This window comes from Xenorhabdus ehlersii (genome assembly GCF_003610465.1).
In the GTDB taxonomy this organism is placed as follows: domain Bacteria; phylum Pseudomonadota; class Gammaproteobacteria; order Enterobacterales; family Enterobacteriaceae; genus Xenorhabdus; species Xenorhabdus ehlersii.
On the sequence record NZ_RAQI01000001.1, the window covers coordinates 363,722 to 378,833 of the forward strand.

The following is a 15,112-nucleotide window of genomic DNA, read 5'->3' on the forward strand; positions in this document are numbered from 1 at the left end:
TGATTCGTGCAGTAAAAACGGGTATCTGGCTGTTGAATGTGCTGAAATTAAACAAATTATTAGTTCAATAAATGAGCAAAATGAGGATTTGGAGGGGTATAGGAATGATTGGGTTAAATTTAATCAGTCACTGATGTGGCTAATACATCAAGTGGCGTGGAATGCGAGGCAGGGGGAGGTGGGGGATTTTGGTGTCGCATGATAAGTTGTAATTTGCAAAGGCGACTTAGCAGTGTAAAATTTTCGCAAATTTATTTTCTGTACATACTATTGTACATAATTGGAAAAATTTCTATGCAAAACCCAATTTTCGCCAGTGAAGTCGCCAAGCGAAGAACGTTTGCAATAATTTCTCACCCGGATGCGGGTAAAACAACCATTACCGAAAAAGTATTACTGTTCGGACAGGCGATCCAGAAAGCGGGAACGGTAAAAGGCCGCGGCTCCAACCAACACGCAAAATCAGACTGGATGGAGATGGAAAAACAGCGTGGTATTTCCATTACCACTTCCGTGATGCAGTTTCCCTATGCTGACTGTTTGGTTAACTTACTGGATACCCCAGGGCACGAAGACTTTTCGGAAGATACTTACCGCACTTTGACAGCCGTTGACTGCTGTTTGATGGTCATTGATGCCGCGAAAGGGGTTGAGGATCGCACCCGTAAGTTGATGGAAGTGACTCGCCTGCGTGATACACCGATCCTGACATTCATGAACAAGCTCGACCGTGATATTCGTGATCCAATGGAGCTCATGGATGAAGTGGAAAATGAGCTGAATATTGCCTGTAGCCCAATCACATGGCCAATCGGCTGTGGTAAATACTTTAAAGGCGTTTATCACCTCTATCTTGATGAAACTTACCTGCACCAATCAGGACAAGGGCATACCATTCAGGAAGTTCGTGTTATCAAAGGAGTGGACAACCCTGAGCTGGATGTGGCAGTGGGTGAAGATTTGGCGAACCAATTGCGCGAAGAGCTGGAACTCGTCAAAGGTGCGTCCCATGAATTTGATCAGGAAGCCTTTTTACAGGGAGAATTAACACCGGTCTTCTTCGGTACTGCATTGGGTAACTTTGGTGTTGATCATATGCTGGATGGCCTGGTTAAATGGGCTCCAACCCCAATGCCGCGTCAGGCTGATGCACGTGAAGTGCCTGCCAGCGAAGAGAAATTCACCGGTTTTGTTTTCAAAATTCAGGCGAATATGGACCCGAAACACCGTGACCGTGTGGCATTTTTGCGGGTTGTTTCCGGTAAATATGAAAAAGGCATGAAACTGCGCCAGGTTCGCATTAAGAAAGATGTTGTCATTTCTGATGCACTGACCTTTATGGCAGGGGATCGTTCTCATGTCGAGCACGCTTATCCGGGGGACATTATCGGTCTGCACAATCATGGCACTATTCAGATTGGCGATACCTTCACTCAAGGTGAAGAGCTGAAGTTTACCGGCATCCCTAACTTTGCACCTGAATTGTTCCGCCGGATTCGCTTGCGCGACCCGTTGAAGCAGAAACAATTGCTGAAAGGTCTGGTGCAATTATCAGAAGAAGGTGCTGTGCAGGTATTCCGTCCGCTATCCAATAACGATCTGATCGTCGGGGCGGTAGGTGTGCTGCAGTTCGACGTAGTTGTTGCCCGTTTGAAGAGCGAATACAACGTTGAAGCGCTGTATGAACCGGTTAACGTTTCTACGGCCCGCTGGGTAGAGTGCAGCGATGCGAAGAAATTGGAAGAGTTCAAGCGCAAAAATGAGCAGAATCTGGCTCTTGATGGTGGTGATAACTTAACTTACATTGCACCAACCATGGTCAATTTAAACTTGACCAGTGAGCGCTATCCTGAGGTTTCCTTCCGTAAAACACGGGAACATTAATATCTTTTCAGGGCCAGCTATCCTGTTGGCCCTTATTCTTTATCTTATCTTTATATTCTGCTTTTAATGACAATAGAAGAATAATTCTCTGGATTAATGAAAATATACGTTATTTTTTGTAAATCTGATTTTATCATTATTGTCTAATTGACATACTGCCTTAGTGGTCGTTCAAGCTGAAGTTAAAAAGGTGGTAGGATGAAAAATATCAAGTTTACACATTCACTACTGGCTGTTGTTCTAGGCTCGGTATTGGCTAGTAGTAGTGCTCTGGCAGCGGATCTTTCTGTGGGAAAAACGTTGGAGAATACAGGGCAGCAAATCGATAAATCTCTAGACAGCGCAGGGAAAAAAATTGATAACTCCTTACAAAAAGCAGATGCTTATTTAGACGATAGTGCCATCACAGCAAAAGTGAAGGAAAAATTGCTGGAACATAAGGGCATAAATAGTCATGACATTTCGGTGAAAACGGAAAAAGGTGTTGTCCATCTTGCCGGTTTTGTCAAAAACAAACATCAAGCAGCGAAAATAGCTAAGATTGTTCATGGAATAAAAGGTGTCAAAGCAGTAAAAAGCACGATAGAGATTAAGAAATAATTTTAATCTGAAAAAATAACAGACATTGTGAATAGAGTGGCTGATAATAGCCACTCCTTCTGCTTCTTTTCCTCAAATAATATCTTGTCAATTTACGAAATTATTCATAGGAATGTTATTCGTTGGCGGCATTCCGATAACTTGCTATTTTCATATCACTCGTATCAATTTAACTATTGATGCTTTGTTTTTCACTTTTTATAAAAATGTTACAAGCAAGTTGTTCGAGCAACGATATACTGATAGATATTCAGCGGCTTTCAGAGGGAGAGAAGAGTGGGGAAACATATTTCAATAACATTGGGTAATATTGAACCTTTAGCTTATAAATCACAGATTAAACCTGGGAAAATTGCTCTCGTTTGTGAAGGTGGTGGTCAGCGAGGTATTTTTACCGCCGGTGTTTTGGATGAATTTCTCCGTCTTGGTTTTAATCCGTTTGAACTGTTCCTTGGGACATCTGCGGGAGCGCAAAACCTTTCTGCTTATATTTGTGGTCAGAGGGGGTATGCACGCAAGGTCATCAACCGTTATACAACCGACCCCGCTTTTTTTAATCCATTGCGCTTTGTACGCGGCGGGCATTTAATCGATTTAGATTGGTATGTTGATACCCTATCTGAGCAGTTACCACTCAATCTTTCTATCGCAATGCGTCAGTTTGATTCTGGACGTGAATTCTATATGTGTGCTTGCCGATCGGACAATTTTGAGCCAAGTTACCTGCATCCAGATGACAAAAACTGGATGGATATTGTCAAGGCCTCAAGCGCCATTCCGGGGTTTTATCGTAATGGCGTTACTCTGGGTGATGTGGTTTATCAAGATGGTGGTATTTGTGATGCGATCCCAGTGCAGGAGGCCTATCGCCGAGGAGCGGATACTATCGTTGTGATTCGCACAGTGCCTTCACAGCTTTACTATACGCCTCAGTGGTTCAAGCGCATGGAGCGCTGGTTAGAGGTTAGTAGTTTGCAAAAAATGGTCAAGATGCTTAACCTTCATGCACAAAGTTACCGTCGAACCCAGAAATTTATCGAAAATCCACCGGATGATGTGCAAATCTTCGAAATTTATCCACCAGCACCATTGGCAACAATGGCTTTAGGCAGTCGGCTCAGTGCGCTAAATCAGGATTATCATTTAGGCCGGCGTTGTGGACGATATTTTCTGGCAACGATTGGGCATACTTTTGTTGAAGGAAAATTTGGGTATACAGAACGTAAGAGTTATGGGGTATGCCGTACAGGGTTAAGTTCTGATCGCAACTGTTTTCGGCGAAACCATTTCCTGAACAGCGGCAATCACTGCCCGCCAGTGGAACCCCCTGTGCCTGAGGTGGTGGAGCCGTCAGGAACTCTGATGATGGATAAGTTGGACTAAATGCTTATTGATACACATTGCCATTTTGATTTCCCTCCTTTTGTTGGTGATGAAATAGCGAGCCTGCAACAAGCCAGACAAATGGGCGTGGAAAAAATTATCGTTCCCACAATAAGTCAAACAAATTTCCAGAGAGTTTCTGCGTTGGCTGAGGCTTATTCTCCGATTTATGCCGCATTTGGTTTACATCCACTCTATATTGCTGAACACCAAGAGGTTCATTTGGATGAGTTGGAGCAAAAACTACAGGAAAAAGAGGCCAAATGCGTGGCGGTAGGTGAAATCGGTCTTGACCTTTATATGCCAGAGCCGCAGTTTGAAAAGCAGAAAAGCATGTTAGAAGCACAGCTAAAACTCGCGAAACAATATGAGCTACCTGTGATCCTCCATTCCAGAAAAAGCCATGATCAATTGGCGGCAATCTTGAGAAAACACAAGTTACCACGAGCAGGGGTTATTCATGGTTTTGCGGGGAGTTTATCCCAGGCTCAAGTCTTTATTCGCCAGGGGTTTTACATTGGTGTCGGGGGGACAATTACCTATGACAGAGCGCAAAAAACACGTAACACCATTTCACAATTGCCCCTGTCATCTTTGGTATTGGAAACAGATGCACCTGATATGCCGTTATCTGGGTTTCAGGGGCAGCCAAATCGACCAGAGAGAGTTGCACAGGTTTTCTCTGCATTGTGTGAGTTGCGGCGAGAGCCGTCAGATGAAATTGCCAATCAAATTTACCAAAATAGTATGGCCCTATTTGCATTGAGTTGACTTATAACATATTAATAATGCTTAACTTGTATTTCTTGCCTGTTTATCCTGTTTTTCACCTTTTCCTCCGTTAAATTATCTAATCTCACCGAAATTAGATGGATTTATGTGATGTATATCTCATTTTTCATTTTTATATTGCTTTTTGCGACATTAATTTGTGATGTTAGTTGCTTGTTCTTTTTTAGTCCTAGGTATAATCGGCCCACACACAATGTCAGTAGAATCTTATGGAATAACTGACATATTTTCTTATTATTTTTTAGTGAACAGGGATTCTTCCAATGCAACTCCTTATGAGCCTGGTCGGGATGGTAGTGCTGATTTTTATCGCGGTACTCTTTTCCAGTAATTATCGAGCCATTAAAATCCGCACTGTCCTGGGCGCCTTTCTGATTCAGGTTGCCGTTGGGGCATTTGTACTGTACGTACCAGCCGGTAAAGACATTTTGGAGGCAATATCCTCAGGTGTTTCCAATGTGATTGGATACGGACAAAAAGGAACAGATTTTATTTTTGGCGGCCTGGTGTCCGACAAAATGTTTGAATTGTTCGGCGGCGGCGGTTTTGTTTTTGCTCTGCGTGTCCTGCCAGTCATTGTTTTCTTCTCATCTCTCATTGCGGTGTTGTATTACATGGGCATTATGCAGCTCATCATCAAAATATTGGGTGGTGGATTGCAGAAATTATTGGGAACCTCACGGACTGAATCTTTGTCTGCAACGGCGAATATTTTCGTAGGTCAAACCGAAGCTCCTTTGGTTGTACGTCCGTACATTTCGACCATGACCCAGTCTGAATTGTTCGCTGTGATGTGTGGTGGATTGGCTTCTGTTGCCGGCTCTGTACTAGCGGGCTATGCATCTATGGGTGTTCCATTGGAATACCTGATTGCGGCCTCATTTATGGCAGCACCAGGTGGTTTGCTGTTTGCAAAATTGCTGGTGCCGGAAACAGAAAAAACTCGCGATACTGATGATGCGATGTCGTTGGTTGCGGCGGAAGATCGTCCTGCAAATATTATTGATGCTGCGGCATCGGGTGCAGCATCCGGTATGCAGTTAGCTTTGAATGTCGGTGCCATGCTGTTGGCGTTCACCGCATTGATTGCTTTGCTGAACGGTATCTTAGGCGGTATTGGCGGCTGGTTTGATTATCCTCAATTATCAATGGAATTGATTTTGGGTTGGGTTTTTGCACCAATCGCCTACCTGATCGGTATTCCGTGGAATGAGGCAACAATTGCGGGTTCTTTCATCGGGCAGAAATTAGTTGTTAATGAATTCGTGGCATTTATGAGCTTTAGTGAATACCTGCAAGCAGATGATGTCGTCCAGGCTGCGGGTCTGCAAGTGCTTTCTGGTCATACTAAAGCTATTATCTCTTTTGCTCTGTGTGGTTTCGCTAACTTGTCTTCTGTTGCGATCCTTCTGGGCGGCTTAGGTGGTATGGCACCAAACCGTCGTGGTGATATTGCCCGTTACGGTTTGAAAGCCGTATTGGCGGGTTCACTCTCTAACTTGATGAGTGCAACAATTGCCGGATTCTTCCTCTCGTTGTAAGACGCAGGAAGTCTATATCAAATTGAATGCAGGTGAGATTTCTCACCTGCATTTGTTTTAAGTCTGTTGTCTGATTCAGTGACGATAATAATACCGTTGGAGAGTTTTATGACCGATTTAACTGCCGCCGCTCAGCAGGCGCTGAGTTTGATGGATTTAACTACACTTAATGATGATGATACAGATGAAAAAGTGGCAGCACTTTGTCGTCAGGCAAACAGCCCTGCCGGACAGACGGCAGCTATCTGTATCTACCCACGTTTTATCCCTTGGGCACGTAAAGTATTACGCGAACAGGGAACCCCTGATATTCGTATTGCCACGGTGACTAACTTCCCACATGGTAATGATGATATCGACATTGCATTGGCTGAAACTCGTGCTGCCATAGCTTATGGTGCTGATGAAGTGGATGTTGTTTTTCCTTATCGCGCCTTGATGGCCGGTAATGAGCAGATTGGTTTTGACTTGGTAACAGCCTGTAAAACGGCCTGTGCTGAATCAGGCGTCTGGCTAAAAGTCATCATTGAAACGGGGGAATTAAAAGAAGCGACTTTGATTCGCAAGGCATCTGAAATTTCCGTTAAAGCTGGAGCGGATTTCATCAAAACTTCAACCGGTAAGGTTCCTGTTAATGCGACGCTGGAAAGTGCTGAAATTATGCTGGGTGTGATCCGTGATATGGGCGTAGGTGATAGCGTTGGTTTTAAACCGGCAGGCGGTGTACGTACTAGCGAAGAAGCGGCACAATATCTGGCGTTGGCAGAACGTATTATGGGAAACAAATGGGTTGATTCCCGTCATTTCCGTTTCGGTGCTTCCAGTTTGTTGGACAGTTTGTTGACTACTCTTGGACACCAGAGTCAAAAACAGAGTAGTGGTTATTGAGATCAATAATGACTCATTGCACACACGATAAGATAGTGTGTATTACTGCCATTCTTTTCAGATAATAATGATTGGGAGGTAGCTTTGTTTTTGGCACAGGAAATTATCCGCAAAAAACGTGATGGTCATCCATTGAATGAAGAAGAAATCCGCTTCTTTATTAACGGCGTCCGCGATAATACGGTTTCCGAAGGGCAGATTGCTGCACTGGCAATGACTATCTATTTCCATGACATGACGATGGATGAACGTGTCGCACTGACATTAGCGATGCGTGATTCTGGTACGGTTTTAGACTGGAAGAAATTGAATTTACCTGGCCCGATTGTCGATAAACACTCGACGGGCGGTGTGGGGGATGTCACTTCCCTGATGCTTGGCCCAATGGTGGCGGCTTGTGGGGGATATGTGCCGATGATATCGGGACGTGGCTTGGGACATACCGGAGGAACACTGGATAAATTAGAATCCATTCCCGGTTTTGACATTTTCCCTGATGGGTGCCGTTTCCGCGATATTATTCGCAATGTAGGTATTGCCATTATCGGACAGACAAATTCGCTGGCACCTGCGGATAAACGCTTTTATGCGACGCGCGATATTACGGCGACCGTTGATTCTATCCCTTTGATTACCGCCTCTATCTTGGGTAAAAAATTAGCCGAAGGGCTGGATGCTTTAGTCATGGATGTGAAAGTGGGTTCTGGGGCATTTATGCCGACCTACGAACAATCGGAACGGCTGGCCGAAGCCATCGTTGAAGTCGCCAATGGTGCGGGATGTAAGACCACGGTACTATTGACGGATATGAATCAAGTTTTGGCATCCAGCGCGGGTAATGCTTTGGAAGTGCGTGAAGCTGTCCAATTCCTGACGGGGGAATATCGTAACCCCCGGTTACTTGAAGTCACCATGGCATTGTCTGCTGAAATGCTGGTGTCAGGTAATTTGGCTATTGATCGTGACGATGCATATCATAAGTTACAAGCAGCATTGGACAGTGGCAGGGCGGCGGAAACATTTGGTCGCATGGTGGCAGCGCAGAAAGGGCCTATTGATTTTGTTGAAAATTACACTCGTTACCTCCCGACTGCGGACTTTGTCAAGCCAGTATTGGCTGGAGAGGTGTTAGCTGAACAGATGTTAGCGGGAAAAAATTGCATTGTTGCAGAAATGGATACCCGTGTCTTAGGAATGTCTGTTGTTGCATTGGGTGGAGGACGTCGTAAGGCGACAGATCCTATTAATTACAGTGTGGGGCTCAGTGATATCATTGCGCTAGGCACAAACGTGAATGCGGATACTCCTTTGGCAATGATTCATGCTAGCAGTGAGCATGACTGGCATGAAGCCGCAGAAGCAGTACGTAAGGCTCTTGTTTTTAAGGAAAGCGAGACACAAGCCACTACACCGATGGTTTATCGTTATATCCGTGGATAAACCATACAAGCATTGAAATTGATTTTAATAGCTGGCAGTTTCCGCATTGATAGCGTGAATTGACGCAGGAGAAAATTATGAAACGTACATTCATCATGGTATTGGATTCCTTTGGTATCGGTGCAACTGCTGATGCTGAAAAGTTTGGTGACAAGGGATCTAATACTTTGGGTCATATAGCAGAACGCTGTGCCCGTGGTGAGGCTGATATTGGCCGTAAGGGACCACTACATTTGCCAAACCTGAGCCGTCTGGGATTGGGTAAGGCAGCAGAAGAGTCTTGCGGAACGTTCCCGATTGGTCTGGATAAAGATGCCGAAATTATTGGCGCTTATGGTTACGCGAGTGAGCTTTCTTCTGGTAAAGACACGCCGTCAGGACATTGGGAAATTGCCGGCGTTCCGGTTCTGTTTGACTGGGGTTATTTCCGTGATGAAGAAAACAGCTTTCCACAGGAATTGCTGGATAAACTGGTCGAACGTGCAAATCTGCCTGGTTATCTGGGTAACTGTCACTCTTCCGGTACCGTTATTCTGGACAAGTTGGGTGAAGAGCACATGAAAACCGGTAAACCGATTTTCTATACTTCTGCGGATTCTGTTTTCCAGATTGCTTGCCATGAAGAGACATTTGGCCTGGATCGTCTGTATGAGCTGTGTGAAATCGCTCGTGAAGAGTTGAATATTGGCGAATATAACATTGGTCGCGTTATTGCCCGTCCATTTGTGGGGGATAAAGCCGGGAATTTCCAGCGTACTGGCAACCGTCATGATTTGGCCGTTGAGCCACCAGCCCCAACTGTCCTGAAAAAACTGGTTGATGAAAAGCAGGGAGAAGTGGTTTCCATTGGCAAAATTGCAGATATCTACGCGAATGTAGGGATCACCAAAAAGGTCAAGGCGACAGGCATTGATGCCCTGTTTGATGCTTCGCTGATTGAAATGGAGCAGGCGGGGGATAACACTATCGTATTTACCAACTTTGTTGATTTTGACTCTTCTTATGGCCACCGCCGTGATGTCGCCGGTTACGCGGCAGCACTGGAGCTGTTTGACCGTCGTTTGCCAGAAATGCTGAAATTGGTTAAAGAAGATGACATTCTGATCTTGACCGCTGACCATGGTTGTGACCCAACTTGGGCGGGAACAGATCATACCCGTGAACATGTCCCGGTTCTGGTTTACGGACCTAAAGTTAAACCAGGTTCATTAGGACATCGTGAAACGTTCGCCGATATGGGTCAGACAGTAGCTAAATACTTCGATCTGACACCAATGGATTATGGTAAAGCGATGTTTTAAGTTTTGGCGGAGACCTACAGGTCTCCCCATTTTCATCTATTTTGATACGTAATAAAAACAAGGAAATAAATTTATGGCCACCCCACATATTAATGCTGAGATGGGCGATTTTGCTGATGTTGTTTTGATGCCTGGTGACCCACTGCGTGCAAAATACATTGCGGAAACTTTTCTGGAAGATGCTCGTCAGGTTAACAATGTTCGCGGTATGCTGGGTTTCACCGGTACTTACAAAGGCCGCCGCATCTCTGTGATGGGCCATGGAATGGGTATCCCATCTTGCTCTATCTATGCCAAAGAGCTGATCACTGAATTTGGTGTTAAAAAAATCATCCGTATCGGTTCCTGCGGTGCAGTCAGCAAAGACGTTAAAATCCGTGATGTTGTGATCGGTATGGGTGCATGTACTGATTCCAAAGTAAACCGCATGCGTTTTAAAGATCACGACTTCGCCGCTATTGCTGACTTTGATCTGGTTCGTAATGCAGTGGATGCAGCGAAGGCGAAGAATATCAACGCGCGTGTCGGTAATATCTTCTCTGTGGATCTGTTTTATACGCCAGATCCTCAAATGTTCGATGTAATGGAAAAATACGGCATCTTAGGTGTTGAAATGGAAGCTGCGGGTATTTACGGTGTTGCTGCTGAATTTGGTGCAAAAGCGTTGGCGATTTGTACTGTGTCTGACCATATCCGTACTGGTGAACAAACCACTGCTGAAGAGCGGCAAAATACATTTAATGACATGATTGAGATTGCGCTTGAATCCATCCTGATGGGTGACAATTAAAAAAGTGTAAATAGTTTTAGTCTTTCATTAAAGAATTACAGGCCCTTTCCATTATTGGAAAGGGTTTTTTTTATAAATTACATGCCAATTGATATCTATTATTGAGAATAGTTTTTAGCTATTTATTTAATAAGTATTTCTTTTCTTCTAATTTGACTGGAAAACGAATGAAAAATAATAAGCTTAACAATATTTGGACGATTTTTTTAAGTGATATTTTCAATTAACAATTAGCTTGATAATTATGTTTTCTGGATAAATGTACTGATTTTATATTGACGTTCCCGATAATCATGACAATAAAAACCAAATGTTATGGTTATAACGGGATAATAAAATGCACATGTCTTTCAGGAAGATAAAACAGAGCAATAAAACAACGCCAATTAAGATGCTAAATTACTAAACATTGTTCGATATAACTTAGGGGAATAACCCAAAATTGAAAAATAATTAGTAAAATACACTACTCATTATGCGTACTTTTTTGCAAAAATTCATATTTCATATGATGTTAAGGATCATAAGCAGATTTATCGGCTGAAATTTGACTTAAGATTTATTATGTACAATGATATTGCCGGTTTGGTTTATTTTGACTGGTTATGATTTTTGTCAAAAAACTAAATAATCATTTGCCTAAGTGTCAGAAATTAATTTCTGCGCTTCGGCTTCCCTTTGGTTATGAATATCTACTTTTTGATTAAAGGAATAAGTTAAATTATGAAACTTAACAAATTGGCAATGGTTTTAGGTTTTGGTGTGGCTTTAGCTGCTGGCGCTGCAAGTGCGACTAACCAAGGTAGTGGTACAGTTAAATTCAGAGGTTCTATCATTGATGCGCCTTGCTCAATCAAACACACCAATGTCGAAGTTGATCTGGGCGCTGTTTCTAGTCAGGTTCTGGACAAGGGCGGTCGTTCAGCTTCTAAGGCTTTTAAAATTGAATTAGAAGGTTGTACGACTGAGACTCAAAAAAGCGTGAAAACCACCTTTACTGGCCCAGAAGCGAGTGAGAAAGGTTTACTGGCTATCGAAGGTACAGCACAAGGTGCAGCAATCGCAATCACTAACCACGGTAACAAAGTGATTCCTTTGGGGACAGAATCAGACGCAATGTCTCTGCATGATGGCAACAACGATCTGAATTTCGCAGCACATCTGAAAGGTCTGACAAGTCAGGCAGGTCAGGCTGGAGAGGAAGGTGGAAATACTGTGAAAGTCGTACCAGGTGATTTCACTGCTATCGCAAACTTTACTTTAAGCTACCTATAATATTGCAAGCTATCTGATATTTTTTAATGCTTGAATATCAGGAAATTCACTTTAATTGTTAATCTTGACTTTCCTGATAATATATTTAGGGTATTTCTGGGATATAACGTGTAAGTAAGGTATGACTACAATATTCTGTAACAAGATCTGTTTTATTGATGTAAATCAATATTATTCATGCTTGAGTAAGCAGATTATGTCATTAACGAAATGATCCCTGTAGCAGTAAATTGAAATACCCTTTTTTATTTATTTAATCAGTGAAGCATAAACAGAGAACGTAACATATTACGGCTAGGCAGGACATGTGGCTATCTCTGCAATCCCAGTATCGGTCAGGGTCCTCAATTTAGATCGATGAACTTTAATGACGCCATGTATGAGGTAAGAACTCCTGTGCGCTTACAGACAGGATCATGTCTGACAGCGGCTAATTTCAAACTGGATGATTAACGATTCATTGTTCAGAGGATGCTATGGCTTTGTTTTCAGATTCTATGAATCATGATTTTTTATCTAATAATAGAAAAATAATCAGTAATAAAAAGACAAACAGTAATAGAAATAATGTGATTAATCAAAAAAGAATAGCTAATAAAATAAAAACAGAACACCTACTATTCGGAATTAATCCTCTTTTTGCTCTTATACTGTTTGCGTTGTCTGGCATTCAGGTTACTCATTCCAGACCATCAATTGAATTCAATATTGGTGCACTGGATGTCAATGAACGTGCCAATATTGATTTGGATAAATTTGCCCGTGCAGGGTACATCATGCCGGGTAACTATATGATGAGTGTTCGGATGAATCAGCATGAACTCTCGGATACCTATTCTATCGATTTCATTGCACCGCCTGATGATCCAACGGGTAGTGAAGCCTGTATATCTCCTGAATTGGTGAAACAAATCGCCCTGAAACAACAGTGGGTAGAAAAATTAGGTTGGCAGAATGAAGGTAAATGTCTTGATCTCAATACGTTGCCAGGTACGTCAGCCAGAGGTGATCTCGCTACTTATACGCTTTATTTAATCATACCTAAAATTTACCTGGAATATGACTTACCAGACTGGGACCCCCCTGCCCGTTGGGATAATGGGATACCTGGGTTACTGTTTGATTATAACGTTAACGCACAAACCTCTAAACCTGTTCACGGGAGTAGTAACCAACAAATAAGTGCTATCGGAACAGCGGGCATGAATGTAGGGGAGTGGCGTTTTCGGGCTGATTGGCAGGCCAGATATAACCGTTTCAAAAACCAAAGTGGCGATAAATTAGGCTCTTCTGGTGGGAGAGAACGCGATTGGGACTGGAGCCGTTACTACATGTATCGTGCGATTCCTCGCCTGGAAGCGAAATTGACATTGGGGGAGGATTACCTCAATTCCAGCATTTTCGATAGTTTCCGTTATACGGGGGTCAGTCTAGTGACTGATGAAAATATGTTGCCCCCGAATTTACGTGGATATGCGCCTGAAGTCACGGGTGTAGCACGGACTAATGCCAAGGTGACAGTGAGGCAACAGGGAAGAGTGCTGTATGAAACTCAGGTCGCTTCTGGCCCATTCCGGATTCAGGATCTTAGTGATGCGGTGGTAGGAACGCTGGATGTCAGAGTCGAAGAGCAAGATGGTGGTGTGCAAGAGTTTCAGGTTAATACTGCGACGATCCCTTATCTGACCCGCCCCGGACGAGTACAGTATAAATTTGTTGGTGGTCAATCCACGAATGATAAGCACCGTCGTGAAGGGCCTGCGTTCGGCCTGGGTGAATTCTCGTGGGGAATTAACAACGGTTGGTCACTGTATGGTGGTCTCTTAGCCGCGGGAGATTATAACGCCCTGTCACTGGGGATCGGCCGCGACTTGATGATGTTTGGTGCACTGTCGTTTGATGTGACGGAATCAAGGGCAAGATTACCGGGAGAAAACAAAACTCTTACCGGTGGATCTTATCGTTTCAGTTATTCGAAACGTTTTGATCAATATAACAGTCAGGTGACGTTTGCCGGATATCGTTTCTCTGAGCGCAATTTCATGAATATGGGGCAGTATATCGATCGCCGCTATCGCAACGTTTCTTCTAATAGCGGTAAAGAGATGTATACCATTACCTTCAACAAACAATTTATAGATATTGGTTTAAGTGCCTACCTTAACTATAGCCATCAAACTTACTGGAATCGGCCAACAAACGATCGCTATAACATTTCCTTATCCAAGTATTTTGATATTGGGCGTTATAAAAATATCAGCGTCAATCTGTCAGCCTATCGTAACAATTTTGACAATAAAAAAGATGATGGCATGTATCTGAATCTTTCCATTCCGTGGGGAGAAAGTGGCACTGTCAGCTACAACGGATTGGTCAATCGTCAGGGCAATGCTCATACAGTGGGTTATTTTGATCGTATTGATGATCGCAATAACTATCGTGTTTCAATGGGTACGAGTATCGATGGCAGGGCATCAGTTGACGGTTATTACAACCATTATGGTGACCAGACGTTGCTCACTGCCAGTGCCAGTTATCGGGATGGTGGCAATACTACGGCAGCCCTTGGCCTGCAAGGTGGGGTGACTGTAACGGCAAAAGGGGCTGCACTGCACCGTACTAATATGCCTGGCGCGACGCGCTTGATGGTAGATACAGAAGGGGTTAGCAATGTGCCTATTCGGGGATTTGGTTCAGCGGTGTATACCAACTACTTTGGTAAAGCTGTGTTGGCCGATGTGAATAACTACTATCGCAACAGGGCAAATATTGACTTAGATAACTTACCTGATGATGTAGAAGCACTGCGTTCTGTTCAGCAAGCAACATTAACGGAAGGCGCAATTGGTTATCGTAAATTCCAAGTGATATCAGGAATTAAAGCAATGACAATTATCCGGTTATCTGACGGATCATTTCCACCTTTTGGTGCTTCTGTCTTGAATTCTGCCCAGCGTGAAATCGGAATTGTCAGTGATGATGGATATGCTTATCTGAGCGGAATAAATCAGGGTGAAAAGCTGCAAGTGCATTGGGATGGACAAGTTCAGTGCGAGATTACAGTGCCAGATGAAATGACCTCAGAGCCTTTAACTTCACTTTTGCTACCTTGCCAGTTTTTAACAGGTGATGATAAGTAAATTGTAATGAAACGATCTGAAAAATCTTTATTTAATAGAGTATTATGTTTATTTGATTTGAAAAATATGGCGATTAGT

11 protein-coding genes are annotated in these 15,112 nt (G+C 43.3%); all 11 read left to right on the forward strand.

Annotated elements, in window-relative coordinates; genetic code table 11:
- Positions 1-294 precede the first annotated feature (294 nt).
- Entirely contained in the window at positions 295-1,884 is a 1,590-nt protein-coding gene (prfC, locus tag BDE27_RS01810; protein WP_099132763.1) for a peptide chain release factor 3, read from the forward strand.
- Positions 1,885-2,082: 198 nt separating this feature from the next.
- Positions 2,083-2,484, forward strand: coding sequence for a BON domain-containing protein (locus tag BDE27_RS01815; RefSeq protein ID WP_099132762.1), 402 nt, complete (start codon positions 2,083-2,085; stop codon positions 2,482-2,484).
- Between the two features lie 276 nt (positions 2,485-2,760).
- A complete protein-coding gene (locus BDE27_RS01820; protein ID WP_099132761.1) occupies positions 2,761-3,867 on the forward strand; it encodes a patatin-like phospholipase family protein in 1,107 nt (368 codons plus the stop codon).
- Positions 3,868-4,638 (forward strand): TatD family hydrolase, encoded by a 771-nt coding sequence (locus tag BDE27_RS01825; protein WP_099132760.1) that lies wholly within the window; start codon positions 3,868-3,870, stop codon positions 4,636-4,638. It begins immediately after the preceding gene.
- Between the two features lie 296 nt (positions 4,639-4,934).
- The gene (locus BDE27_RS01830) at positions 4,935-6,200 is read left to right on the forward strand and encodes a NupC/NupG family nucleoside CNT transporter (protein ID WP_187652202.1); all 1,266 of its coding nucleotides are present in this window, start codon (positions 4,935-4,937) and stop codon (positions 6,198-6,200) included.
- A 108-nt stretch (positions 6,201-6,308) separates the two neighbouring features.
- Positions 6,309-7,088 (forward strand): deoxyribose-phosphate aldolase, encoded by a 780-nt coding sequence (gene deoC / locus BDE27_RS01835; protein ID WP_099132758.1) that lies wholly within the window; start codon positions 6,309-6,311, stop codon positions 7,086-7,088.
- A gap of 84 nt (positions 7,089-7,172) precedes the next feature.
- A complete protein-coding gene (gene deoA / locus BDE27_RS01840) occupies positions 7,173-8,528 on the forward strand; it encodes a thymidine phosphorylase (protein ID WP_099132757.1) in 1,356 nt (451 codons plus the stop codon).
- A 77-nt stretch (positions 8,529-8,605) separates the two neighbouring features.
- A complete protein-coding gene (gene deoB, locus BDE27_RS01845; protein WP_099132756.1) occupies positions 8,606-9,829 on the forward strand; it encodes a phosphopentomutase in 1,224 nt (407 codons plus the stop codon).
- 73 nt (positions 9,830-9,902) lie between these two features.
- Positions 9,903-10,619, forward strand: a complete 717-nt coding sequence (gene deoD, locus BDE27_RS01850) for a purine-nucleoside phosphorylase (protein WP_099132755.1) — start codon at positions 9,903-9,905, stop codon at positions 10,617-10,619.
- Positions 10,620-11,342: 723 nt separating this feature from the next.
- The gene (locus tag BDE27_RS01855) at positions 11,343-11,894 is read left to right on the forward strand and encodes a fimbrial protein (protein ID WP_099132754.1); all 552 of its coding nucleotides are present in this window, start codon (positions 11,343-11,345) and stop codon (positions 11,892-11,894) included.
- A 497-nt stretch (positions 11,895-12,391) separates the two neighbouring features.
- Positions 12,392-15,034 (forward strand): outer membrane usher protein, encoded by a 2,643-nt coding sequence (locus BDE27_RS01860; RefSeq protein ID WP_099132796.1) that lies wholly within the window; start codon positions 12,392-12,394, stop codon positions 15,032-15,034.
- Positions 15,035-15,112: the final 78 nt, after the last annotated feature.